This window comes from Rhodococcus sp. OS5 (assembly GCF_056837585.1).
Genome location: NZ_CM166368.1, coordinates 5,851,442 through 5,875,995, shown reverse-complemented (window position 1 = coordinate 5,875,995; position 24,554 = coordinate 5,851,442). Strand labels below are relative to the sequence as shown.

The 24,554-nt window shown below is 62.4% G+C and carries 19 protein-coding genes; 9 read left to right on the top strand and 10 right to left on the bottom strand.

The features are described 5' to 3' along the window. Positions 1-55 precede the first annotated feature (55 nt). From ACVZUB_RS27555 to ACVZUB_RS27535, 5 genes are all read left to right on the top strand, one after another. Entirely contained in the window at positions 56-1,126 is a 1,071-nt protein-coding gene (locus ACVZUB_RS27555) for an ATP-binding protein (protein ID WP_050656937.1), read from the top strand. After that, positions 1,123-3,309: a DUF5682 family protein gene (locus tag ACVZUB_RS27550; protein ID WP_404650118.1), complete on the top strand. Its 2,187-nt coding sequence runs from the start codon at positions 1,123-1,125 to the stop codon at positions 3,307-3,309. The genes ACVZUB_RS27555 and ACVZUB_RS27550 overlap by 4 nt, the downstream gene beginning before the upstream one ends. After that, positions 3,306-4,469, top strand: a complete 1,164-nt coding sequence (locus tag ACVZUB_RS27545; RefSeq protein WP_047269390.1) for a VWA domain-containing protein — start codon at positions 3,306-3,308, stop codon at positions 4,467-4,469. Before ACVZUB_RS27550 ends, ACVZUB_RS27545 begins: the two co-directional genes overlap by 4 nt. A gap of 42 nt (positions 4,470-4,511) precedes the next feature. Continuing rightward, on the top strand, positions 4,512-6,134 hold the full coding sequence (locus ACVZUB_RS27540; RefSeq protein WP_482627940.1) for an MFS transporter: 1,623 nt from the start codon (positions 4,512-4,514) through the stop codon (positions 6,132-6,134). Positions 6,135-6,371: 237 nt separating this feature from the next. Then, positions 6,372-8,699: a putative bifunctional diguanylate cyclase/phosphodiesterase gene (locus ACVZUB_RS27535; RefSeq protein ID WP_482627939.1), complete on the top strand. Its 2,328-nt coding sequence runs from the start codon at positions 6,372-6,374 to the stop codon at positions 8,697-8,699. 1 nt (position 8,700) lies between these two features. On the opposite strand, the gene ACVZUB_RS27530 is transcribed toward ACVZUB_RS27535, so the two are convergent. After that, on the bottom strand, positions 8,701-9,825 hold the full coding sequence (locus ACVZUB_RS27530; RefSeq protein ID WP_064113656.1) for a GGDEF domain-containing protein: 1,125 nt from the start codon (positions 9,823-9,825) through the stop codon (positions 8,701-8,703). A 121-nt stretch (positions 9,826-9,946) separates the two neighbouring features. Continuing rightward, entirely contained in the window at positions 9,947-11,386 is a 1,440-nt protein-coding gene (locus tag ACVZUB_RS27525) for an amino acid permease (protein WP_054187531.1), read from the bottom strand. A gap of 178 nt (positions 11,387-11,564) precedes the next feature. On the opposite strand from ACVZUB_RS27525, the gene ACVZUB_RS27520 reads away from it, so the two are divergent. After that, positions 11,565-13,097, top strand: coding sequence for a PucR family transcriptional regulator (locus ACVZUB_RS27520; RefSeq protein ID WP_482627938.1), 1,533 nt, complete (start codon positions 11,565-11,567; stop codon positions 13,095-13,097). Here the strand turns inward: ACVZUB_RS27520 and ACVZUB_RS27515 are convergent. The 3 genes from ACVZUB_RS27515 to ACVZUB_RS27505 form a co-directional block, all read right to left on the bottom strand. Continuing rightward, positions 13,073-14,509: an aldehyde dehydrogenase family protein gene (locus ACVZUB_RS27515; protein ID WP_482627937.1), complete on the bottom strand. Its 1,437-nt coding sequence runs from the start codon at positions 14,507-14,509 to the stop codon at positions 13,073-13,075. The genes ACVZUB_RS27520 and ACVZUB_RS27515 overlap by 25 nt on opposite strands. Further along, on the bottom strand, positions 14,506-15,879 hold the full coding sequence (gene gabT / locus ACVZUB_RS27510) for a 4-aminobutyrate--2-oxoglutarate transaminase (protein WP_076948621.1): 1,374 nt from the start codon (positions 15,877-15,879) through the stop codon (positions 14,506-14,508). The genes ACVZUB_RS27515 and gabT overlap by 4 nt, the downstream gene beginning before the upstream one ends. A gap of 118 nt (positions 15,880-15,997) precedes the next feature. Beyond that, positions 15,998-16,804, bottom strand: coding sequence for an alpha/beta fold hydrolase (locus ACVZUB_RS27505; protein ID WP_003942939.1), 807 nt, complete (start codon positions 16,802-16,804; stop codon positions 15,998-16,000). Positions 16,805-16,879: 75 nt separating this feature from the next. Here ACVZUB_RS27505 and ACVZUB_RS27500 point away from each other — a divergent pair, with 75 nt between their 5' ends. Next, positions 16,880-17,641, top strand: coding sequence for a DUF2127 domain-containing protein (locus tag ACVZUB_RS27500; protein WP_003943067.1), 762 nt, complete (start codon positions 16,880-16,882; stop codon positions 17,639-17,641). Here the strand turns inward: ACVZUB_RS27500 and ACVZUB_RS27495 are convergent. Together ACVZUB_RS27495 and ACVZUB_RS27490 are read right to left on the bottom strand one after the other, a co-directional pair. Continuing rightward, the gene (locus tag ACVZUB_RS27495; protein WP_054187526.1) at positions 17,625-18,764 is read right to left on the bottom strand and encodes a cation:proton antiporter; all 1,140 of its coding nucleotides are present in this window, start codon (positions 18,762-18,764) and stop codon (positions 17,625-17,627) included. The two genes, ACVZUB_RS27500 and ACVZUB_RS27495, sit on opposite strands and share 17 nt — an antisense overlap. Positions 18,765-18,771: 7 nt before the next feature. Next, entirely contained in the window at positions 18,772-19,134 is a 363-nt protein-coding gene (locus tag ACVZUB_RS27490; protein ID WP_029537164.1) for a hypothetical protein, read from the bottom strand. A 272-nt stretch (positions 19,135-19,406) separates the two neighbouring features. On the opposite strand from ACVZUB_RS27490, the gene ACVZUB_RS27485 reads away from it, so the two are divergent. Continuing rightward, positions 19,407-19,853: a cupredoxin domain-containing protein gene (locus ACVZUB_RS27485; RefSeq protein ID WP_003943263.1), complete on the top strand. Its 447-nt coding sequence runs from the start codon at positions 19,407-19,409 to the stop codon at positions 19,851-19,853. 81 nt (positions 19,854-19,934) lie between these two features. Continuing rightward, positions 19,935-21,725 (top strand): CocE/NonD family hydrolase, encoded by a 1,791-nt coding sequence (locus ACVZUB_RS27480; RefSeq protein WP_482627936.1) that lies wholly within the window; start codon positions 19,935-19,937, stop codon positions 21,723-21,725. Positions 21,726-21,743: 18 nt separating this feature from the next. Here the strand turns inward: ACVZUB_RS27480 and paaI are convergent, their stop codons facing one another. From paaI to paaZ, 3 genes are read right to left on the bottom strand one after another with little or no spacing between them, the layout of a single operon-like run. Beyond that, positions 21,744-22,142 carry a hydroxyphenylacetyl-CoA thioesterase PaaI gene (gene paaI / locus ACVZUB_RS27475; RefSeq protein WP_482627935.1) on the bottom strand — a complete coding sequence of 133 codons (399 nt, stop codon included), beginning with the start codon at positions 22,140-22,142 and terminating at the stop codon, positions 21,744-21,746. 36 nt (positions 22,143-22,178) lie between these two features. Next, complete coding sequence (locus ACVZUB_RS27470) at positions 22,179-22,490, bottom strand: EthD family reductase (RefSeq protein WP_007730606.1); 312 nt, start codon at positions 22,488-22,490, stop codon at positions 22,179-22,181. Positions 22,491-22,496: 6 nt separating this feature from the next. Next, the gene (paaZ, locus tag ACVZUB_RS27465) at positions 22,497-24,539 is read right to left on the bottom strand and encodes a phenylacetic acid degradation bifunctional protein PaaZ (protein WP_482627934.1); all 2,043 of its coding nucleotides are present in this window, start codon (positions 24,537-24,539) and stop codon (positions 22,497-22,499) included. Positions 24,540-24,554: the final 15 nt, after the last annotated feature.

The window sequence follows — 24,554 nt, the reverse complement described above, 5'->3', positions numbered from 1 at the left end:
CGCGCAACCGGAAAAGCTCGCGCAACCGGCAAAGCTCGCGCAACCGGCAAAGCTGATGCGGCCCCACGCAGAGCAGGAGTACGCGCTCGAACTCGAAGCACTGGCCGCGCAGGATGCTCGTCCGCGTCCACCGTCGTGGAACTTGTCGCCCTGGGCCGTCGTGACGTATCTGTTGGGTGGCACTCTCGACGACGGAACCGTCATTTCGCCGAAGTACGTCGGTCCACGGCGGTTGATGGAAGTGGCCGTCGCAACTCTTGCCACCGACCGGGCGCTACTGCTGTTGGGGGTTCCCGGTACGGCCAAGACCTGGGTCTCCGAACACCTTTCGGCCGCAATCTCGGGTGCGTCGACGCTCCTGGTTCAAGGCACGTCGGGTACGCCCGAGGAAGCTATCCGCTACGGCTGGAACTACGCACGTCTTCTCTCCGAGGGGCCGACCGCCGGTGCACTGGTGCCTTCTCCCGTGATGACGGCGATGGAAACCGGGAAGATCGCCCGCGTCGAAGAGTTGACGCGTATTCCGGCCGACGTGCAGGACGCCCTCATCACCATTCTCTCCGAGAAGACGTTGCCGGTGCCGGAGCTGGGCATCGAGGTGCAGGCAGCCAAGGGCTTCAACCTGATCGCTACCGCCAACGATCGCGATCGCGGTGTCAACGACCTGTCGTCCGCACTGCGTCGACGGTTCAATACCGTAGTCCTCCCTTTGCCGGCCAGCGAGGAAGACGAGGTGGCCATCGTGGCACGTCGAGTCGAACAGCTGGGCGCAGCACTGGAATTGCCGACAACCCCCGCAGCAGCCGAGGAAATTCGCCGGGTCGTCACCGTGTTCCGGGAACTGCGATCAGGCACGACCACCGACGGCCGCACCAAGTTGAAGTCCCCGTCCGGAACTCTGTCGACGGCGGAGGCGATCTCGGTGGTCACCAACGGTTTGGCGTTGTCTGCGCATTTCGGGGACGGCGTACTGCGGGCATCCGACGTCGCTGCCGGAATCCTGGGCTCGGTGATCAAGGATCCGGTCGCAGACAAGGTGGTGTGGAACGAGTACCTCGAGGCAGTAGTGCGTGAACGCGGCGAGTGGTCCGACTTCTACCGGGCGTGCCGCGAGGTCACCGGGTGACCATCGTGATTCCGGACCTGCGTGTCCGGGTCTTCGGTATCCGTCACCACGGCCCGGGATCTGCTCGTTCGGTTCGGCAGGGTCTGGAAGAGTTCTCGCCTGACGTCGTCCTGATCGAAGGGCCTTCGGACGCAGACCCGTTGGTGATGCTGGCGGCGTCGGAATCGATGAAACCGCCGATTGCGTTGCTCGCGTACGCCACTGGCGAGCCGTCGAAGGCGGCCTTCTGGCCGTTTGCGGTGTTCTCACCCGAATGGCAAGCGCTGCAGTGGGCTGCGAAGAACGGTGTGCAGGCACGGTTCTGCGATCTGCCCGCCTTCAACGTGTTGGCGGATCAGGGGATTCGTACTGTCCGCGAGGGCGATCCTCTGTCGGAACTGGCCGCGGCCGCGGGTTTCGACGACACCGAGCGCTGGTGGGATTCGGTGATCGAATCGAGCTCGGGCGCAGATTCTTTCGATGCGATCACCGAGGCGATGGAGGCGCTGCGTGAGACAGTGCCGATCGACGAGGAGACAGCGCATCGCGAAGCGTACATGCGTCAGGTGCTGCGAAAGACGTTGAAAGATGGCGCTGAGCGGGTAGCGGTCGTCTGCGGAGCCTGGCACGCGCCGGCGTTGGTCGGAGCCTTGGGGCCGGCGGCACCCGATGCTCGCATCCTCAAAGGAATGTCCAAGGTCAAGACCTCGCTGACCTGGGTTCCCTGGACACATTCACGCCTGGCGTCGGCATCGGGTTACGGCGCCGGAATCACCTCGCCGGGTTGGTATCACCACCTGTTCACCGCGAACGACAAGACGATCACGCGGTGGCTCACCAAAGTTGCGCGGGTGCTCAGGGACGAGGACCTTCCGATCTCGAGTGCTCACGTCATCGAAGCTGTCCGTTTGGCAGATACGTTGGCGGCACTGCGTTCTCGACCCTTGGCGGGATTGTCGGAGGTCACCGAGGCAACGAGGTCGGTGATGTGCGACGGGAACGACGTTCTTCTGGATCTGATCACGCGAAGATTGGTTGTGGGCGAAGCGCTGGGCGCGGTGCCCGAGGAAACTCCGACAGTCCCACTCGAAGCAGACCTGCGCGCACGCTCGAAGACCTTGCGGCTCAGACAACAAGCGGGAGCAAAGACTCTCGATCTGGACCTGCGACGCGATATCGACGTCGAGCGTTCCCAGTTCCTGCACCGACTGGGGATCCTCGAGATCGATTGGGGAACCCCGGCCGACAGTGAGGTCCGTTCCACCGGAACGTTCCGGGAGACTTGGGCGCTGCAATGGAAGCCCGAATTCTCGGTCTCGGTGATCGAGGCGTCGCTGTGGGGCACGACGGTGGCTGCAGCGGCAACATCACGTGTCGTCTCGAAGATCAACGAGCCGGACATCTCCCTCGCGTCACTGATCGGACTACTGGAGAACTCGCTCCTGGCGAACCTGCCGGCAGCGTTGTCCGCTGTGCTGGAAAGTGTGAAAACGGTTGCGGCACTAGATCATGACGTGTCGCACCTGATGGCGGCGCTGCCCACGCTGACGCGAACGCTGCGGTACGGCGATGTGCGCGGAACCGACGTGTCTGCCTTGGTCGACGTCGCCGACAGCCTGTTGATCCGCATTTGCACCGGCCTCGCAGTCGCCGTCACGGGCCTGGACGATCCCAGTGCCGAGGAGTTTCGCGAACACCTCGACAAGGTTCACTCGGCAGTCATGGTTCGTGACGATCGCGATGCGAGCGCACGGTGGCTGCAGGCCATGGCCGGCGTGATCGACCGTGACGACGTCAACGGATTACTCGTCGGCCGGATGGTGCGGCTACTGCGCGACAGCGGTTCGATCACGGAAACCGCTGCAGCCCAGCGCTTGTCTCGGGCCCTGTCCGTGGGAAGCACGCCGACCGCCAAAGCCGGGTGGGTCGACGGGTTTCTCGGTGGAGGAGGGCTTGTGCTCGTTCACGATCGAGCGTTGCTCACGCTGATCGACACGTGGGTTCGCCAACTTCGTGAGCAGGACTTCATCGACACGCTTCCACTGCTTCGACGTACGTTCGGAGCGTTCGAGGCGGGGGAGCGTCGAGCGATCGGTCAGGCGGTCAGAGGCGGCCGACGCGTCGAAACGACAGTGGAGACCGATGCTCGACGCGGCAGAGCGGCAATGGCGGTCGTTGCGGACATCTTGGGGGTGGGCGCATGAGCGACGACGATCAGCGCCTTCGACGCTGGAGACTGATGCTCGGGGAATCCGCCGAAGAATCGACGGGTGGGCTGGGCCAACCGGGCGAGCGTCGAATGGATGCAGCTCTTGCCGCACTCTACGATTCGTCCGGCCCGACCAAGGGGCGACGCCGCTCAGCCGGATTGGGGGCGTCGGCTCCGTCCGTCGCCAGATGGCTCGGCGATATCCGGACGTACTTTCCCAGCACGGTGGTGCAGGTGATGCAGAAGGACGCGATCGACCGACTGGGTTTGGCGCAGTTGCTGCTCGAACCGGAACTGCTCGATGCCGTCGAGCCCGATGTGCATTTGGTCGGGACGCTGCTGAGCCTCAACCAGGTCATGCCGGAGGCCAGCAAGGCAACTGCTCGAATGGTCGTCGGCAAGGTGGTTCGGGAAGTCGAAGAGCGAATCGCGCAAAAAACGAAGGCCGCGGTGACCGGGGCTCTCAATCGTTCGGCCAGAACGTCGAATCCGAAGTTGCGTGACATCGACTGGGACCGAACCATCCGAGCAAATCTGTCGCACTACCTTCCGGAGTATCGAACCGTCGTCCCCGAGCGGCTCGTCGGATACGGCCGCAAGTCGAAATCCGTGCAGCGCGACGTAGTCCTGGCGATCGACCAATCGGGTTCGATGGCGTCCAGCGTCGTCTACGCATCCGTGTTCGGCGCGGTGTTGGCGTCGATGCAGGCGCTGAAGACTTCGCTCGTGGTTTTCGACACTGCCGTCGTCGACCTGACGGACAAACTGTCCGACCCAGTCGACGTCCTTTTCGGGACCCAACTTGGTGGGGGCACGGACATCAACCGCGCAATCGCGTACAGCCAGTCACTGATCTCGCGTCCTGCCGAGTCGATGTTCGTTCTGATCTCGGACCTCTACGAGGGCGGTATTCGCAACGAGATGTTGCGCCGCATGGCCGCCATGAAGAACTCCGGCGTTCAAGTCGTGGTTCTACTGGCACTCTCGGACGACGGGGCACCGTCGTTCGATCACGACAATGCAGCGTCGCTGAGTGCCCTCGGGATTCCCGCGTTTGCGTGCACGCCGGACAAGTTTCCGGAACTGCTGGCGGTGGCTCTGGAACGCGGGGACGTGTCGGCTTGGGCGGATCAGCTCAGCCTCGAACAGCACTGACCGGTCTGCTTCGAGGACCTGAACACCGGGTACACCCGCACGATGGGTGACGGACAGGTTGCTGGTTCGACGACGCAAGCGGGTTCAGGACTGGTTCTCACGGTGTTGGCATCCAGCCAATTCCTGATGACCTTGGACAGTTCGGTCATGAACGTTTCGATGGCAACCGTCGCCGAGGACGTCGGCACGAGCATCACCGGTATTCAAACCGCGATCACGCTGTACACCCTGGTCATGGCGACGCTGATGATCACGGGCAGCAAGCTGGGGTCGATGATGGGTCGTCGCCGGGCCTTCGCGCTCGGCTTGATCATCTACGGCGCAGGTTCTCTGACAACGGCGCTCGCTCCCAATCTTGCGGTCCTGCTGATCGGATGGTCGTTCCTCGAAGGCGTCGGTGCGGCACTCATCATGCCCGCGATCGTCGCGCTCGTCGCCACCAACTTTCCGGCTCAGAAGCGCCCGGCTGCCTACGGTCTGGTCGCTGCCGCCGGCGCGATGGCCGTGGCGGTCGGGCCGCTGATCGGCGGCGCCGCGACGACATTTGCGTCATGGCGTTACGTGTTCGTCGGCGAAGTCGTGATCGTTGTCCTGATCTTGCTGGTGCTCAGCAAGGTGGTCGACGTCCCACCGTCGAAGTCGCGCCTCGACTACGTCGGATCGATCTTGTCCGTGGTGGGACTGGGCATGATCGTCTTCGGTGTACTGCGCTCGAGCGAGTGGGGTTGGGTGCAGGCCAAACCCGACGGACCGCAGTTGGTCGGGCTTTCCCCGGTGGTGTGGCTGCTGATCGCCGGGCTCCTGGTCGTGTACGGATTCCTGCGATGGGAGGGACGCCTGGCCGCTGCGGGGAAGGAGCCGTTGCTTGATCCGGCGATGCTGCGAAACCGCGAGCTCAGTGGCGGACTTTCCATGTTCTTCGCGCAGTTTCTGGTCCAGGCGGGCGTGTTCTTCGCGGTCCCGTTGTTCTTGTCCGTAGTTCTGGAGCTCAGTGCCCTGGAGACGGGAGTTCGCATCCTGCCGTTGTCGGCGGCGCTCGTCGTGGCGGCGATCGGTATTCCGAAGCTACGGCCTACCGCGAACCCGCGACGCGTGGTCCGAGTCGGATTGTTGGTCATGGTCGTCGGCATTCTGATGCTCGTTGCAGGCATGGACCCCGGCGCCAATGCGGCGATCGTGATGATTCCCATGCTGTTCATGGGTTTCGGCTTGGGGTGCCTGTCTTCGCAGCTCGGAGCCGTCACGGTGTCCTCGGTCCCGGACGAGCGCAGCACCGAGGTCGGCGGGTTGCAGAACACCGCCACCAACCTCGGCGCTTCCTTGGGAACTGCCCTGATCGGATCGGTTCTCATTGCCACTCTCACGACGTCGGCGATCGCCGGAATCGAAGACAATCCGGCGGTTCCGACATCGGTGCAGCAGCAAGCGAGCACCGACATGGCCTCGGGCGTGCCGTTCCTGTCGACGACGCAACTCCGATCCGCTCTCGATGACGCCGGCGTCGCCGAGTCCACGGCGGATGCGATCGTGGACGTGAACGAAGAAGCCAGGCTGGACGCGTTGCGTGTCGCTTTTGCCGTGGCAGCGCTGCTCGCAATCGCCGCGTTGTTCCCGACCGCTCGAATCCCCCACGTCGCGGTCGGCGACAAACGTGGTTCGAGCTAAGAATCAGCAATCGCGGATCGACCTGGACGATCGACGGAACGACCTCTGGATATAGTGATCTGCGCACAATCGATTCGTCAGATGGCTACCGTTGTGAAGGAAACAAGCAGCGAGTCTGAAACACTGACGTTTCACCGGATAAGGGTTCGGTGGGGAGCCAGGGGAGGTTCGGATGGCCAGGCGAGCGGATTCGACGCCCGCTGATGGCGCCTGCGCAGATGTCGGGATGCCTCGCTGATGAGCCGTCCGAGTCGATTGGGCAGGCAAGATCCTGCTTCGGAGGCCGACTGCAACAGCCTGTTTCGCCGTCAGATAGACGAAGCTGCAGCCGTCGCGCCGTTCGCCAATCTTGCGTACATGGCGAGTTTGGTCGTGATTCTGACCTACACCGTCCCGCCCGGACGTCAGACGCTCAGGTGGTTGGGTGGCGCCCTCATCTTTCTCGTCCTCGCGAATTCGATCCGAGTATGGATTCCCCTTCGCTGGCGGCCGTCGAAGCACACCCCGCGCTACGACTACGTGGGTCTGCTCGTCGAAGTGATCGTGGTCGCGACCCTCGACGTCACACTTTTCGCTCTGCTCTTTCACGACATGGACGTCTTCCGCGACTTGGTTCTGATCGCGACGATGGCCGGGATCATGGGCGCCGGGACCGTGACGTTCTCGAGTCTGAGATCGGTGAGCCTGACCTGGATATACATTCACGGCCTCGGCGTCTTCACTGTTCTCGTCGTCCACGCCGAACCCCACTTTCGCATACTTGCGATTCAGTTGTGCATCTACATGTTTGCGCTCACCGTAGGGGCGGTCTATCTGTCGGCCTCTTTCCAGAGACGTTGTCTCGCAGAGTTTCAGGCGGAATCCGAGCGTCAGACTGTGGCGTTGTTGCTCGACGGTTTCGAGGGCGGTTCCCGCGACTGGCTGTGGGAGTGCGACACCAACGGCCGGTTCTCCCATACCTCGGCACGTCTCGCCGAGGTCGCAGGTATGACGGTGGACGAGTTGCAGCAACTCACCTTCGGGCAACTCCTCACCATACTCCAGATCGCATCGAGTCCGGAGGGGCGTGCGGCCGCGGCCCAGATGATCGACAAACTCGAATCGAGTGCTCCCTTCCGGGACACCGTCGTGCCGGTGCATGTCGACGGTAGGCGACGCTGGTGGTCTCTTTCCGGCAATCCACGGGTCCTCGAATCCGGCGTGATTCTGGGTTGGCGCGGTGTCGGTTCCGACATCACGGAGAGGTATGTCCACGAGCAGGAGATCCTTCGCCTTGCGGCCACCGACTCGTTGACCGGGTTGCCGAACCGTCGTGCGTTCGGAGTGGCACTCGAGGAAGCGATCGATTCCCGCGCGCCGGAGAAGCAGGTTCTCGTCGGGATTCTCGACCTCGACAACTTCAAATCGGTGAACGACACCCTTGGTCATCCGATCGGGGACCAATTACTTCTCGAAGTCACGAAACGCCTTCGCGACGTGATCGGTTCGGACATGTGTTCGCGGATGGGCGGTGACGAATTCGGGCTGATCGTCTGTACGTCTTCGCGCGACGATCCCGGTGTGATCTTCGATCGGTACCTGGAAGTGCTGCACGAACCATTCTTCGTCGAAGGCAATCGGATCGAAGTGCGGGCCACGATCGGTTACTCGAGCGCGCCCGAGGATTCGACGGACGCCGACGGATTGGTGATGCTGGCGGATCTGGCTCTGTACGAGGCGAAGTCGACGGGGCGCAATCGAGTGGGCAAGTTCTCACCGCTGCTGCGGGCGAGGGCATCGGCGCGGGCGACGGCGTTGCACGAGCTGGACAGAGGGATCGAGGAAGGGCAGTTCGATCTCCATTACCAGCCTCAGGTCGACACTCAGACCGGTGAAGTGGTGGCCTTCGAGGCTCTTCTTCGGTGGAACCATCCCAGCCGCGGCCTCATCGGGCCCAGCCAGTTCATCTCGGTGGCGGAGGAAACCGGAATGATCATTCCCCTCGGCGCGCAGGCAATGGCGATGGCGACCGCCGCTGCTGCGGGGTGGCCGACCGGAATTGGCGTCTCGGTCAACGTTTCACCAGTGCAGTTGGTGTCGCGAGAGTTCGGTGCGATGGTGAAGAAAGCGCTGACGGATTCGGGCTTGCCTCCGCAACTGTTGCAGCTCGAAATCACCGAGACAGGTGTTGTGGACGATCGCGCGATCCGGGATCTCTACAAGCTGCGTGAGCTCGGGGTCACCGTCGCACTCGACGATTTCGGCACCGGCTATTCGTCCTTTGCCACGCTCCAGAGACTTCCAATCGACGTTCTCAAGATCGATCGCATGCTGGTCACCGACTCGGACGATCCGAAGATGTCCGTGGTGAAGTCCATTGTCGAATTGGCCGCGGCCCTCGGTATGAAATCGTTGGCCGAGGGCGTGGAGACCATCGAGCAGTTCCGCCGCGTCCAGTGGGTCGGGTGTGACCTGGTCCAGGGTTACCACATCAGCAAGGCTCTGACCGCTGAGCGCGTCGATGTGTATCTTGCCGCGACGGACACGGAAACTGGGCGCAGCGTCCACCCACTTACGTGGCTGTGAATCAGATCTGAGCCGAGCGGATCGTATTACCGCCTGCCGCCTTCGCTTGATACATCATCGAATCCGCGACATTTGTCGCCGCCAGGATTGCGGAAGCACCGCCGCTCCACGCCTTCGATTCGGCGGTCATCATCACCGCTCCGACGCTCACCGTTGTGGGGATCGCGTCGGAACAATCCGACAGCGCCGCGTTTATCCCTTCGATCAACAGGGTTGTCGATTCGGGATTGCCGGCGATGACGGCCAGGTATTCTTCCCCGCCGGTTCGAGCGATGACTCCGCGTTCGCCGAGATGTGTGCTCAATCGGTTCGCGGTTCTCCTGATGACATGATCGCCTTCGGCATGACCGTGAAGATCATTCACCGTTTTGAATTTGTCGATATCGACGACGATGAAGGCGAGAGATGAAGAATCGTCTCGGGCGCTCTCGAAGAGATCGCCGACTGCCCCTTCCAGTCCCCGACGGTTGAACAGTCCAGTGAGGGGATCCCGGTCCGAATACTGGGCATCGCGGTAGAGAGTGCGCCAAGTCAGGTGCGCAAAAATGGGAACGAGTGTGACAGCTCCGAAAAGAACGGTGCCGCGGGCCAGAAGCGTCGTGATATCGACGTCGCCTTCCAGATATGCAAGAACGAAAACGGTAGTCGTGACGGTCGTCGACCAAACGACATGAGCGACAAGCCACTTTGCGCTGACAAAAAGCGTCGCAAAGGTTCCGGTGACCGCGAAGACGATGCAACCGAACGTCCCGGACGAGCGATCCGGCACCAGGAGGACGGCAGCCGCGATCCCGAGATCTGCGAATATTCCGAATGCAAGCAACCCCCGGCGTCCGGGAAACGGTTGTGTGAACCAGCATGCGGCGATTCCCACACACGTACAGATCATGAAAATCGAAAGAGCTTTGCCGGGGGTGGTCGGCGGCGTATCCGGACCGATCAATTTGTAGAAAGCGGACAGTCCGAAGATGATCGTCATCATTCCGAGCAAGGTTCGGAAGATCGGAATGATTGCCCGGCCGGACCTCTGGTGCTTTATCCACTCGTAGTCGTGTGGTTCGTTGAACCATTCGTGAAGTGTTCGCCAAGAACTGTGCCCCTCGGAGGCGATGACAGGGCTCGGCATGCTGTCCATTTTGCCTTGAATTTAGGTAAAGAGAAAATCTATGTTCGACCGCTTCCATCGGATCGGCTCTTTTCGGGGAAGAGGTTCAATTATCGAGTCGAGTGCTTACTCGATGCTTGTTTCAAGCCTTCTTCGAACTGCTGTGTGCGTTGTTCGAGCCGGTCGCGAACGATACGACTTTTCGCGTACGAGACTTTCTCACGCCGTAAGCGGCGAGGATGACCCCCAGCGCGACCAGGCTTTGGACGAATTCCGCGCGCGTGGGTTCGTTGAGCCCCATTCCCACCAGGATCACGAGAATCAGACCAGTGACCACTATCGGCAGGCCGGGATACAACCAGACACGGAATTTCAGAATCTCGGGGCTTTCGCGTTCCCATCGGCGTCGGAGGCGTAGTTCGGATACACAGATCAGGATGTAAACGAACAAGCAGATCGCGCCCGACGAATTCACGAGGAACAAGAAAATCGTATCCGGCCAGATGTAGCCGGCCGCGATACAGAAGTACCCGGCCACGGTGCAGGCGAGTACGCCCTTCACCGGCACGCCGCGGCTGTTGGTCCGTGTCATCCAGGCCGGCGCGTCGTTGTAGACGGAGAGTGCGAAGAGCATCCGCGACGCCGTGTACAGGCCGGAATTGAGGCAGGACAGCACCGCGACCAGAACCACGAGATTGAGAATGTCGGCGGCGCCGGGAATTCCGAGCAGGTCGAGTGCGGAGATGAACGGAGAATCGCCGACGACGAACGAATCCCACGGCAGCATCGTCACGAGGAGGAAGGTGGCGACAACGAAGAAGGCGAGAATGCGGAAGACGACCGTGTTCGTGGCCCGCCTGATCGCTCCGGCAGGTTCGGCGGATTCCGCTGCGGCGATCGTGACAAGCTCGGCTCCGGTCATGGAGAAGATCACGGCGACAACGCCCACCAGTACGGGGGTGAAGCCGTTCGGCAGAAATCCTCCGTGGCCGGTCAGATTGCTGAAATCGACTTCACTGCCGGGCCAGATGCCGAAGACGAACAGACTGCCGAGCACGATGAAGCCGATGATGACGGCGACCTTGATACCCGCAAACCAGTATTCAGCCTCGCCGAAGTTGCTGACGGAGAGAAGATTGACCCCGGTCATCACCAACAGGAGTACCGCTGACATGAGCCAGAGCGGGACACCATGGATCCACCGGGAGAGCAAGGTTGCTCCGACGACGGATTCGATGCCGACGACGATCACCCAGAAATACCAGTAGAGCCAGCCAGTGGTGAAACCCGCCCAGTCGCCCAACGCCATGCGGGCGTATTCGGTGAACGATCCCGTACACGGCTTGGCCACGGCCATTTCGCCGAGCATGCGCATCACCAGGAACACGATGATGCCGCAGATCGCGCACGTGATGACTGCGCCGGGGCCCGCCTGGTTGATGATTCCGCTCAGCCCGACGAAGAAACCGGCGCCGATGACGCCGCCCATGGAAAGCATGGTCAGGTGACGCTTCTTCAAGCCTGTTTTGAGTGTCGAATGAACGCTGGCGGCTTCGGCTGTTTCGGTGCTGCTGTCGGGCATCTGGGCTCAGCTCCTATTGCATGACGCGATCAGTTCTTTCGGAGAGACGCTAAGCTCATCGTGTGATCCAGAACATGGACTTGATGTACAAATCTGAACTGGAAACTGTCAGTTCTGTCCACTGCCCATTTATCCACTGCCTTTCTGTTCAATGTCTTCGGAGGTTCCGGTAATGCCGATGACTGTCCGGCGCCTGGCGGCCACCACCTCGCTCGGCCTCACGATCGTTGCCGGTCACGACGACGTGGATCTGTCGATCAGCTGGGCGCACGCAATCGAATTGCAGGATCCGACCCGTTGGCTCGCCGGTGGAGAGCTTGTCATGACGACGGGGCTGCATCTACCGCGTTCGGCGACAAAGCAATACGAGTACGTCGAGCGCATCGCGCAGACCGGTGCGGTGGCACTGGCGTTCGACACCGGCACCGTGCACGAGAGGGTGCCGGACGCGATCATCAGGGCCGGCGACGAACTGGGTTTTGCCGTGCTTTCCGTCGCCAAGGAGACGCCGTTCATCGCCATTTCGCGGGCCGTGATCGACGAACTGACCGCCGACCAGATACGAACGGTGCAGGCGGTGGTCGACGCGCAGGAGAAGTTGGCGCGTGCTCTGCTCGACGGGGTGCCGGCTCTGATCACTGCCCTGGGTCGAGCCGTTCACGCAGCAGTCTGTGTTCTCGATCGGGACGGCGCGGTGCTGGCTCTGACGGAAGGTGCGAGTTCGTCTCTGCCCGAACGTATCAGGGAGCGATCAGGTAAGGAGCGCAGCCGGATCGTGGTGGACGACGACGGTCACCTGGCCATTCACCGCCTTGCTGTGAGCGGCACGCTGGCCGTGGCGTCCGACGCCGCCTTGGATCAGTCCGAGCGATTGTTGGTGGGCCACACGGTGTCGCTGTTGACCATCGAGCTTGCCAAGCCGTTGCGGGTTGTCGATGCCGAACAGCGGCTGAGGTTGGCCGTTACGACGATGGTGCGCCAGGCCGGCGGTGACGTCGACGAAAGTCTGTTGCGGTACTTCGGATTCGAATCCGAAACCACGGTGGTGGCAACTGCCTTGACCGATGTCGGACCTTTGCTTGCGGCCACCGACATCACTTCAGCGGCCCTGGAAGAAGAGTCGGTGCCGTACCTGTTGGCCCCGCTGAATGACGGAACCGGTGTGTGGTTCGTCGTGAAAAGTGAAGTTGCGGAGAAGGTCACGCGCAGTGTGTATGCGAGAGTGCGGGAGAATTCACGCCGGAGTATCAACGGTGGAATCGGTGGCGTCCGGCCGATGAGCGGTGTAGCAGCCAGTCTGCGCGAGGCCGTCTCTGCTGCCAAAGTGGGGCAGGTCGAAGGGCACACGCTCGTTCCGTTCTCGGAACTCGGGACTTTCAGTCTCTTGTTGAGTGTGCAGTCGAGCGAAGTTCTGCAGTCGATCGCGGCCGGCGGTCTCGGTGTGCTGGAAGGCTACGACGCCGAGAACGGTTCCCGTCTGGTGGACTCGATCGAAGCGTTCCTGCACCACAATGGTCAATGGGAATCCGCTGCAGCGCAATTGGGTGTTCACCGGCACACGCTGCGTAATCGCATGGACAAGGCTGCCGAGTTGATCGGGAGAGATCTCGATTCCGCCCACACCCGGTCCGAGTTGTGGATCGCACTCAAAGCTCGTGAACTGCTGCAGGCGGAATCGAATTCAGATCACGCTCGGCCGCCCCTGAGATAGACGGTGGTGGTGTGAGTGAAGAACTCTCGCGCCGCGTCGCCTTGTTCCTTGGGGCCGTATCCACTCCTCTTCGCGCCGCCGAAAGGTACGTGGGGATCAGCGCCCGCCGATTCCGAATTCACGTGCAGGATCCCCACGTCCAGATCGTCGATACCGGCCAGTGCACTGGTCAGGTCTTGCGTGAACAATGCTGCGGACAAACCGAATTCGCCCTCGTTCGCCAAGCGGAATGCGTCTGCGGTTGTTGCTGCCCGCTGCACCGCCAGTACCGGGCCGAAGAGTTCCTCGAACCACAGTTCGGTGCTCGACGGTAGTTCCAGCACTGTCGGTTGGACGTAGTAGCCCGACTGCGGCGCTTCGGCGGTGGCCACAACCCTGGCGCCGCCGTCGACGGCTCGATTGATCCCCCCGATGATCGACTGCTGCGCGTATGCGCTGACCACGGGACCTGTCGTGACGTCGGGATCGAGTGGATCTCCGACTCTCAGTTGCTTGACTTCAACGGTCAGCCTGGCCAGGAATTCCTCGGCGATGGATTCATGGAGCACCAGACGTGAAGTGGCCGTGCATTTCTGGCCGGTTGACCGAAATGCGCCCAGCATGACCTGCTCGACCGCAAGCTCGAGATCTGCGTCGGCAAGTACGACGGCTGCGTTCTTTCCACCCATTTCCGCCTGTACCGGAATTCCGCGCGCCGCAGCAGATCCCGCGATCTTTCGGCCGACGCCGGTGGAACCGGTGAAGGTGACGGCGTCGAGGTCCGGGTGATCGACCAGCGCTTCACCGGCCGCGCTGTCGGCGAGGATCATGTTCAGGACTCCGTCGGGTAGGCCCGCTTCGGTCAGTGCCTGCGCGAGACGGAAGGCCAGAAGGGGCACCGCGGCAGCCGGTTTCCAGACGACGGTGTTTCCGTACACCAAGGCAGGCGCAATCTTCCATGCCGGGATCGCGATCGGGAAGTTGAACGGCGTGACGACGCCTACCACGCCGAGAGGTTTGCGAGTGACGAGAATCTGCTCGCTGCTACGTGGGGAGGAATACACCGTTCCGGTCTCGCGGTCGGCGGCGTTGCCGTAGTAACGCAGAATCTGCGCTGCGCGGCGCACCTCTCCGATACCCTCGGCCAGCGTTTTCCCTTCTTCGCGGGTGAGTTCTTCGCCCCAGGCCTCAGCGTTGGATTCTATGATTTCCGCTGCACGAGTGAGGTATGCGCCGCGTGCGGACATCGGCAGGCGGGCCCAGTCGTTCGCGGCGATGCGGGCGACGCGAACACCGGTCGCCATTTCGGAGGCACCGGCGCGGCCTCCGGTGGCGACAACCTCGTCGGGACGGGCCGGGTTGGTGTCCGTCAGTGTGCCGTCGCTGCCCGTGACCCAAGCTCCGCCGATCAAGCTGCGCACTGCGACGCTCATCGGACTGCGGCCACAGCGTCGCGAAGAATACCGAGTCCTTCGGTCAGCAACTCGTCGGAGATGCTCAGCGGTGGGAGGAAACGGACGACGTTTCCATAGGTGCCGGCGGTGAGCAGAAGGAGACCGTGCGCGTGGGCGTAGCTGACGATCTGGGCGACGGCCTCGCGATTCGGAGCCTTGTCCTCGTCGTGGACGAGTTCGATTGCAATCATGGCGCCGCGTCCGCGAATGTCGCCGATTATGTCTGTGTCCGAAGCGATTTCGGACAAACCTGTGGTTAGAATGTCGCCGATGTCCTTGGCGCGGTCGAGGAGCCCTTCCATCTCGATCGTCTCGAAAACTGCCAGGGCGGCCTCGCAGGCAACGGGATTGCCGCTGTACGTACCGCCGATACCACCGGGATGCGCGGCGTCCATGACGTCGGCACGGCCGGTCACGGCGGCGAGTGGCATTCCGCCGGCGAGACCTTTTGCGGTTGTGATGATGTCGGGGACGAAGTCCTCACTCTCGCTGGCGAACCAGGATCCGGTTCGTGCGATACCGGTCTGGACCTCGTCCGCGACGACGAGAATGCCGCGCTCACGGCAGAATTCCGAGATTCGCTTCAGGAATCCCGGAGCGGGAACGATGAAACCGCCCTCACCCTGAATCGGTTCCACGACCACAGCGGCTACCGATTCGGCGCCGATCTGAGTGTCGATCGCAAGACGGAACTGGGCGAATGCTTCGTCGGCCGCGTTTTCGGGGCCGCTCGGCCAACGGTAGGGGTATGCCATCGGAACCCGGTAGACCTCTGGTGCGAACGGGCCGAATGTGGCCTTGTACGGCTGGTTCTTGGCTGTCATCGTCATGGTCATCAACGTGCGACCGTGGAATGCGTGGTCGAAGACGACAACTGCCGGGCGACCGGTGGCGGCACGTGCGTATTTCACGGCGTTCTCGAGCGCTTCGCTGCCGGTGTTGAACAGCGCTGTTCGCTTCTCGTGATCTCCCGGGGTCAGGCGGTTGAGCGCTTCGCAGACCTCGAGGTACCCCTCATAGGGGTTTGCGAGGAAACACGTATGGGTGAACTGACCGAGCTGGCGCGTGGTGCGTTCGACCACGCGCGGCGCACTGTTTCCGACGGTGGTCACGGCGATGCCGCTGCCGAAGTCGATGAACGAGTTGTCGTCGACGTCGACGACAACTCCTCCGCCCGCTGCGGCAACGTAAATGCTGGATCCGCTGGTCAGCCCGGCCGGTAGTGCGGCGCTCCGGCGCTTTGCCAAAGCGCGCGAGTTGGGGCCGGGCACTTCGGTGACGAGGCGTCGTATCTGGGGAAGGGTCGGTCCACCGATGCACGTTTCCGTGCCGTGCTCGAGAATGGTCATCGCAGTGCCTCCAGTCGTTTTCCGAACTGTAGGACGGCGATGAATGATCCGGACATGGCCGGATTGTCGAGTGGCTTCTATCTCATAGGACGCCGCGTCCAGCAGGTTGTCCAGCAGGTTACTGTGCGAAACTGCCGAGGAATCGTTGCAACAGTGGGTTGTACACCTCAGGGGCTTCCCAGAACGCTGCATGCCCCACACCGGGAATCACGTGATACGTGCCCTCCCAGAGATTCGCGAAGGTCAACGACGCGACATACGACGTGTTCACGAACGGGTCCTCGGCGCCGTCGATCACCGCGAGAGGCACAGACGCCGTTGCAACCAGAGCCTTCTGATCCGATTCGCGGCCGGCGCCGAATGCGTCGAACATGATCTTGCGAGCGCGTCCGTCCGTGCGTATCGCGGCGTCGAGGGCAGCCTGCTCGAAGGGAACGGCGGTCATTCGTGCGTAGAGTTCGGCTTCTTGCGCGGTGATGACCTCGGTGCCGCCGATGGACAATCCGTCGCCGGCATTGAAGGCGTCGCCGAGCGTCTCGGGATTTGCCGGCGGCGTACCGGTGATGACGATTCCGGTGAGCCCGGGGAATTTCGCGATCAACTCGAGAGCGATGTGTCCGCCGAGCGACCAGCCGACGACAACGGCTCTTTCGACGCCGAGTTCGGTCAGAACATCGACGATGGCGTCGGCGTAACCGTTCTGCGTGTATGCGGCTTCGGGATCGCTCGCGTCCTCGGAGTCGCCGTGGCCGAGTAGGTCCAGAGTGATCATGCGGTAGTCGCCGGCCCAGTCGGCGTCGACCTGATGACGGAAGATGGAGCGGCTGGCCGAGTTCCCGTGGATGAAGACAACCGGAAAACCGTCGGTGGCACTGTCGTCGACTGCCATGACGCCATGCCGGGTTTCGATCTTGGTGGTTGTCATCGGAATCCTCATCGTTCGAAGTGCACGGTCAGCGGGTATCCACGCTACCGGGCATATGCGGCATAGAGTTCACCCGTGGACTTCGCATTGCGCTCGTGCAGTTGGCACGGTCACGAGACCTACGCTCCGGACGAACCTGAGCTGCGGGATCGACTACATGTGGATACTGCGGTGGGTCAGGCGTGGCGGTGCCTACGTTGCGGCAACTTCGTCCCGGGAGCGCCCCGAGCATCGGGACCGGCGGACGCCGCCCCCGAGGTTCCGCGGGGGAGGCTGCTTCGCGACCGGTTGATCATGCGACTTCTTGCCACCGAGAGAATGTTCCGCGCTCTGGGTTTGGTTCTTCTGGCGATCGGTGTGTTCGAACTGAGATCGTCGAAGGGTCGCGCCGAGGACGCCTTCGAGAACGAATTGCCGTTGATCAGGCCACTTGCCCGTCAATTGGGCTGGAACATCGACGATTCCAAACTGGTCCATCACATCGAGCAGGCGTTTTCGTTGTCCGCTACGACGCTCACCTGGATCGCAGTCGGGCTGTTGGTCTACGCCGGCCTTCAAGTGATCGAGGCAGTCGGCCTGTGGATGGTCGAACGCTGGGGCGAGTACTTCGCGGTGGTGGCGACCAGCTTGTTCCTGCCCCTCGAAATCTACGAATTGACCGAGAAGATCACGTGGTTGAGGGCCGGGTTGCTGCTGGTGAACATCGCTGCCGTCGTATGGCTGATCTGGAGCAAGCGACTCTTCGGTGTCCGCGGCGGCGGCGCGGCGTATCACGCCGAACATTCGGAGGAGAGCTTGCTGACGGTGGAGAGGGCCGCGGTCAAGCAGGCTTCGTGAGACCAGCTTTCGACGCGGCAGCACCCGCCAGCGTTGCTGCACCGATCGTGATCATGGCGGCGAGGAGGATGGCTGCGGGTTCACCGTCGCCCATCACCCCCAATTGAGTGCCCACCGTAACTGCGGCAACCGGTACTCCCAGTTGTGCGGCGGACAGCACGCCGAGAGGGAGCGGGAGACCGAGGGCGCGTATCGCGGCGTGAACCACGAGAGTTGCTCCGCCCAAGACCAATCCGAGCCAGATGGCGGACGGATGGGTGACGAGGTCGCGCAGATTGATCGCCGCTCCCAACCAGACGAAGAAGAGGGGAGCGAAGAAGCCGTCGGTGATGGCGAAGAGCTGTTTGGCGAGGCGGCGGGGTTCACCGATTGCGGCAAGAACGAGCCCGAAGGCGAAGCCCGCGAGCATGATCGACACGTGAGTGCTCGACGCCAGCGCTGCCAGAGAAAAGAGGATCACCAGATTGATCCGGAGTTCGAGTGCAAACTTTCGTTTCTCCGAGAATTTGTGGAGCCTTCGCCAATGGCCGGACCGGTGGAAGGCTCGCAGTACGAAGAACAAGGCAACCGCACACGCCGCCACAGCCAGTGCGCCGACACCGGCACGAGGGGCATTGTCCGGATCGATCACCAAAGGCAGCGCAACAATGCAGACGGTGTCCGCGATCGCGACCTGGGCAGTCATCTGCAGAACCGAGGTTCCACCGAGCCCCAGCGAATCGACGATGGGGAGAATCAACGCCGCGGACGACGACGCGATCAGGACCGCGTACAGCGCGGCGTGACCGGTGCCGAATGCCGTCGCCGCACCGTAGCCGGCAACAACCGACAGAAGTCCGACGACAACCGAGCGAACGGCACCCTTGCCGATGGCCGCACGGACTGCCGGATCGCGAACCGGGACGTGCGAGCCGGCCACCATCATCGTGAGCGCGAACCCGATATCGGCCAGGAAGGTGAAAGTCCGGTCGGAAGAGTCCAGCAGCCCGAAACCTGTGACACCGAAGACGACGCCCGCGGCAAGTTCGCCGACCACCACGGGGACATGCCAACTGACGCGAGCGCCGAGCAGCGGGCCGAGAATGCCGGCCAGCGCGACGAGGGCAAGGATGCCGAAGGTCATCGACGACCTACGACGTCACTGTCGAGGGAGCGATCTTTGCAGGGATGCCGGTGTTCTCGTCCACGTGGTAGCTCGCACACACACGGTGGTAGCCGTCGGCGATCTGCGCCGGTACTCCGGCGCGGAAGTCTCCCTGCACCAGCAGGATCGGCGACAGCGCGATCCCCTTACGGATCTTCAACAGGTCGGCAGCCACGTGTGGGTTGTCGACCGGAAGCAGAGGGAGCCCAGCAGCCCGCAGGATGTCCTTGGCCTTCTTCGAGACCAGCGTCGCCGTCTTGAGGGCGTACACGAGAGCTTGGACCTGAACCGGCGTCGCGCCCAACTGGAGGTAATCGCGGGCTGCCGGGTAGTCGTGCTCGTCCGGCAGGTCCTTCCAGAGAACGGCGGGAGCCTTCTCGGCTACCTTCGGCTCTGCTGTCTTGGGAGCCTTCGGCTGCGCTGCCTTCGACGCCTTCGGCTGGGCTGCCTTCGACGTTTTGCTCTTGGCCATCTGTGCTGTTTCCTTCAGTGTCGGTCCGCGAGTGGAGCTGGTGCAGAAATCGTGCACTATCAGCGCCGCAGGCACCACATCGGAGCTGTTTGGCCCCCTAGGCGGCGGGTAATCAGCAGACTGCGGGGGAACGAGCAGGAGGCGAAGCAATGAAGCGGATTCTCGCAGTGCTCGCAGCGCTGATCCTGGCGGTGTTCGCACTGACCGCGTGCAGTGACAACAACGATTCGTCGGACAACGATTCGGCCGATCACGACGGCATGGCGATGACCAGTATGCCGATGACCAGCATGCCGACCAGTATGTCGATGCCGAGCATGCCTCTGGGTATGTCGACGCCGGGAGCGTCGTCGATGGGAATCGTGATCAGCGGTTTCGAATACTCGACGCCGGAGTCGGTGATGCCCGGACAGGTACTGACCATTCAGAACAACGACACCGTCGAGCACTCGGTCACGTCCGATACCGCGGGGTTGTTCAACGAGGACATCGAAGCGGGTGAGACGGAAACCATCACGGTGCCGAACGAGCCTGGAACGTACACGTTCCACTGCACCTACCACCCGAGCATGCACGGCACCTTGACGGTCAAGTAGAGGTCGGCTCGGTCTGGCGTGACTTTCGCGAGAAAACGTTGGCGGCACGCGCCGGATTGAGCTGGTGGAGAACAGATCCGGGTGTACGGTTTTCAGGTGCGCCGGAGAATTGCGATCAGTGTCGTCACGCTCGTGGTTTGCGCCCTCGGCTTTTCGCCGCCGGCGCTCGCGGATTCACCGAACGGCTCGTATTCGTCACAGCTGCTGTACTTCTCGGTCGATGTCGGGCCTGAACTCTCGACGCCGTGCACCGTCGTCGGTGAACTCTTTGTTTCCGATGGTGTCGACGCTGACAACCCAGCTCCCGCGATCCTGACCACCAACGGGTTCGGCGGTTCGTACAAGGACCAGATTCCGGCCCTGCAGAACTTCGCCGAGAACGGGTACGTCGGACTGACGTATTCGGGATTGGGTTTCGGCGGCTCGAGTTGCAAGATCACCCTCGACTCTCCCGCATACGACGGTGTCGCCGCTTCCCAGTTGGTCAGCTTCCTCGGCGGCCAAGAAGGGATTGCCTTCACGGATCAGGCTCTGACGCAGCCCTATCCGGCGCTCACCGCGGTGGTTCAGGACTCCGTCGATCACACCGGTGCACCGTCGACGAACGACCCGCGGGTCGGAATGACGGGTGGTTCCTACGGCGGCGGCATTCAATTCGCCGCCGCGAGTGTCGATCCCCGTATCGACACGATCATCCCCATGATCACCTGGAACGATCTCTCGTATTCCTTGGCGCCCAACAGCACGGGAATCATCTCCGGTGTGTCGACAGCGGAGCCGGGAGCCGCGAAGGTGCTCTTTGCATCGCTGCTCTTCGGCGCGGGCATCGCGAATCCCGGTGTGGACGGTTACATCGCAGATCCCGCACGGCTACCCGGCTGCCCGAACTACGTCCCTTACATGTGCAACGCGATCGCCGAGGCGGTGGTGACCGGCGACATCGGACCGCAAGTAGTGAGTGAGCTCCGAGCGTCGTCGGTCTCGTCGTTCGTCGACCGGATCAACATTCCGGTACTGCTTGCTCAGGGGCAACAGGACACCCTGTTCGATCTGAACGAGGCAACCGCGACTTACGACGCGCTGAAGGATCGTGGCGTCGAAGCCAAGATGATCTGGCATTCGTGGGGGCACAGCCACTTGGCCGCTGCGCCGGGCGAGTTCAGCTTCTCCGCACCCGACGAGGATACCCAGTACGAGACCGGTCGCTTCATGGACTGGTTCGATCACTACCTCAAGGACGAGAACACGGAGACCGGCCCGGAATTCGCGTATTTCCGCAACTGGATCGACTACGAGGGAAACGCGGCACCGGCCTACGCGACGTCCGACACCGTCGATGTCGGGACCGCTCGCGCCTTCCATCTGTCCGCCGACGGGGGACTGCTACCGGACGGCACGCCGGTGATACCGGGTTCGAAGACGATCGTCACCGCACCGGCTGGGCTGCCGACGGGCGTAGAGCCACTCAATATCAATCCGGCCGGAAACATTCCGAATGCACAGATTCCGGGAACCGAGGCGCTCTGGACCGCTGCGCCGATGACCGAGGCGATGGACGTGGTGGGAGCCCCCACTGTGACGCTGCGTGTTGCGGCGCCCGGACAGCCGGTGGTGTTCGCGAAACTCTACGACGTGGCTCCGGACGGAACTTCCTCGCTGATCAACGGACTCATCGCGCCCATACGCATCAGTGATCCGTCGCAGCCGGTGCCGGTGACGATGCCGGCGATAGTGCACCGATTCGAGCCAGGGCATTCCGTGCGTCTCGCGATCACCGGTGGCGACATCAGTTTCCGTGGGGGATTGCAGGGCATGCCGGTGACGATCTTCGCCGACGGTTCCGGCCCCCTCGAACTTCCCGTCGTGGGCTGATACACCGTGGGCTGAATTTCAGCGGGTGATGGTTCGACTGTCGCCGCGGAACTCGGCCACGACGGCGTCGCCATTGCGAACGGTCACGTCGTAGATCCCACTTCGGCCGCCTCGAGCCTTCTCGGTGGCGACCGCGGTCAAGGTGTCGCCCAGACGGGTCGGACGCAGAAATCTGATGTCCGCGCGCGCTGCAACGGCTGAATCCTCGTAGCCGTTGCAGGCGAGCGCAAACGCGGTGTCCGCGAGCAGGAAAACATAACCGCCGTGTGTGATTCCGTGACCGTTCACCATGGTTTCGCCCACGGTGACGGTCACGGTTGCGCTACCGGGCGCCAGCTCGGAAATCTCGATACCGAGTGCCTGCGATGCCTGGTCCGCGTCGAATATCTCTCTGGCGGTGATGCTTCCTGTACTCACGAGACAACTCCTGTGTGATCGGGAAATTGCAGGGGTCTAGAGGACCGAGACAACTTCCTGGACATACATGTCGACCGTGCCGGTGGCAAAGTTTGCGACATCTTTTCCAGCGGCGCCCATCTCCGGGGACTTCAGGCCGCTCTGCATAGTCTCGAGATCGGGAAACTCGAGGTTGGCGACGGCATAGAAGACTGGATCGGAGCCGTCCAGCGTCGAGCACTTGCTGAACGTGAAGTCTGAGAGCCCTGGCACTGCGCTGGCGAGCGGGACGTGGATCTCGTTGTAGTACTTGTCGAAAGCCTCCGGATCGGTGGGGCGTCCGTAACACACTGCTACTCGATAGGTCATGTGCTTTCAATTCCCTTCGGGGCGAGTCTTGGCTACCAGAGTCAGGACGTCGTATGTCGCGACCGGATCGTTGTCCTGGTTCGTCACCACGGCGTCCCAACGAACCTCACCGTAGTCGGCGCTGCTGCGAGGTGTGATGGTCTTGGCTGTGAGGGTGACCGTCAGGCTGTCTTCGGCTTTGACCGGAGTCAGGAACCTGAGGCTGTCCACGCCGAAGTTCGCGAGAACCGGGCCGGGAGCCGGGTCGACGAACAGGCCCGCAGCGAGTGAGACAACAAGATAGCCGTGCGCGACGATGCCGCCGAAGAGTGGATTCGCCGCAGCGGCCACCGGATCGGTGTGAGCGTAGAAGGTGTCACCGGTGAACTCTGCAAAATGATCGATGTCTGCGAGTGTGACCTGGCGCGGACCGCCGACAACAGTGTCACCGATCTTCAACTCGGCGAGACTCTTTCGGAATGGATGTTCGGATCCGGTCGTGCGCTGCGATCCGGTGAACCAGCGCTCGCCGACTGCGGTGAGGACGTCGGGTGTGCCCTGTACGGCGGTCCGCTGCATGTGGTGCAGAACTCCGCGGATGCCACCCAGCTCCTCACCGCCGCCGGCACGGCCGGGACCGCCGTGTACGAGGACTGGAAGGGGAGAGCCGTGGCCGGTGGATTCCTTGGCGTCGTCGCGGTTCAGGACGAGCACTCTGCCGTGAAAAGCTGCGAGGCCCAGCACCAGTCGACGTGCGATGTCGGTGTCGGCAGTGACCACCGAGGCGACGAGGCTTCCCTCGCCATGGGCCGCGAGTTCGATCGCATGATCGATGCCGTCGTATCCGATGACGGTGCTGACGGGTCCGAAGGCCTCCAGCTCGTGTACCTCGTGCGCATTCTCTTCCGCCCGGAGAAGGACAGGGGAAAGGAAGGCTCCTGACTGGCCGTCGGCACCGACCACGTCGACGTTGTCCGGGTCTCCGAATACGATAGTTGCCGACTTCGTCAGACCGCGAATGGATTTCAAGACTTCGTCACGCTGTTCGATGCTGGCGAGAGCTCCCATCGTGACGCCGTCGGCATCGGGGTGTCCCACGACCACTTTGTTCAGTCGCTCGGATGCGGCATCGACAACGGCGTCGACCAGCGAGAGCGGGACCAGGGCGCGCCGGATCGCCGTGCACTTCTGACCAGCCTTGACTGTCATTTCGGTGACGAGTTGTTTGACGTAAAAATCGAATTCGGGTGTTCCTGGTACGGCGTCCTCGCCAAGGATCGACGCGTTGAGTGAATCGGCCTCGGCATTGAAATGGACGCCCTTGCCGACGACGTTCGGGTGAGCACGCAGCGTTGCGGCGGTGTCGGCGGATCCGGTGAATGCCACTGAGTCCTGCCCGCCGAGGTGATCGAGGAGGCCCCGTGCACTACCGGAGAGCAGTTGGACGGAACCCTCCGGGAGCAAGCCTGATTCGATGATGCGCCGGAAGACGAGTTCGGTGAGATATGCCGTGGAACTGGCAGGTTTGACGATGGACGGCACCCCCGCGATGAATGCCGGTGCCAGCTTCTCCAGGAACCCCCACACCGGGAAATTGAAGGCGTTGATCTGCACGGCGACGCCGCGACGTGATGTATAGATGTGTTGCCCGAGGAAGGTTCCGCCTTTGCCGAGAGGCTCGACGTTTCCGTCCAGAAAGACTGTGCTGTCGGGCAATTCGCGCCGAGCCTTGCTCGCGTAGCTCAGCAGGGTCCCGAATCCGCCGTCGATGTCCACCCCGGAATCTCGCGTCGTCGCACCGGTGGCAGTGGAGAGTGTGTAGAACTCGGCTTTTCCTGCCATCAACGTGAGGGCGAGAGCCTTGAGCGCGCCGGCACGTTCGTGGAAGGTCATCGCGGACAGCGCAGGCCCGCCGACCTCGCGTGCGTACGTAACCATCTCGGCGAGGTCGATGCCGGTTGCGGAGATCCGGGCCACCTCCGATCCGTCCACTGCGCTCGGCAACGGGGTACCTGCGTCCGGTGCGGCGTACCACTGACCGGCCACATAGCTTTCCAACAGTCTGCTCACGACAACTCCATCTCA

Bases quoted from the DNA above. Each gene is read 5' to 3' on its own strand.
- ACVZUB_RS27555 (WP_050656937.1), top strand. From the start codon at position 56: ATGCGGCCCCACGCAGAGCAGGAGTACGCGCTCGAACTCGAAGCACTG.
- ACVZUB_RS27545 (WP_047269390.1), top strand. From the start codon at position 3,306: ATGAGCGACGACGATCAGCGCCTTCGACGCTGGAGACTGATGCTCGGG.
- ACVZUB_RS27540 (WP_482627940.1), top strand. From the start codon at position 4,512: ATGGGTGACGGACAGGTTGCTGGTTCGACGACGCAAGCGGGTTCAGGA.
- ACVZUB_RS27535 (WP_482627939.1), top strand. From the start codon at position 6,372: ATGAGCCGTCCGAGTCGATTGGGCAGGCAAGATCCTGCTTCGGAGGCC.
- ACVZUB_RS27530 (WP_064113656.1), bottom strand. From the start codon at position 9,825: ATGCCGAGCCCTGTCATCGCCTCCGAGGGGCACAGTTCTTGGCGAACA.
- ACVZUB_RS27525 (WP_054187531.1), bottom strand. From the start codon at position 11,386: ATGCCCGACAGCAGCACCGAAACAGCCGAAGCCGCCAGCGTTCATTCG.
- ACVZUB_RS27520 (WP_482627938.1), top strand. From the start codon at position 11,565: ATGACTGTCCGGCGCCTGGCGGCCACCACCTCGCTCGGCCTCACGATC.
- ACVZUB_RS27515 (WP_482627937.1), bottom strand. From the start codon at position 14,509: ATGAGCGTCGCAGTGCGCAGCTTGATCGGCGGAGCTTGGGTCACGGGC.
- gabT (WP_076948621.1), bottom strand. From the start codon at position 15,879: ATGACCATTCTCGAGCACGGCACGGAAACGTGCATCGGTGGACCGACC.
- ACVZUB_RS27505 (WP_003942939.1), bottom strand. From the start codon at position 16,804: ATGACAACCACCAAGATCGAAACCCGGCATGGCGTCATGGCAGTCGAC.
- ACVZUB_RS27495 (WP_054187526.1), bottom strand. From the start codon at position 18,764: ATGACCTTCGGCATCCTTGCCCTCGTCGCGCTGGCCGGCATTCTCGGC.
- ACVZUB_RS27485 (WP_003943263.1), top strand. From the start codon at position 19,407: ATGAAGCGGATTCTCGCAGTGCTCGCAGCGCTGATCCTGGCGGTGTTC.
- ACVZUB_RS27470 (WP_007730606.1), bottom strand. From the start codon at position 22,490: ATGACCTATCGAGTAGCAGTGTGTTACGGACGCCCCACCGATCCGGAG.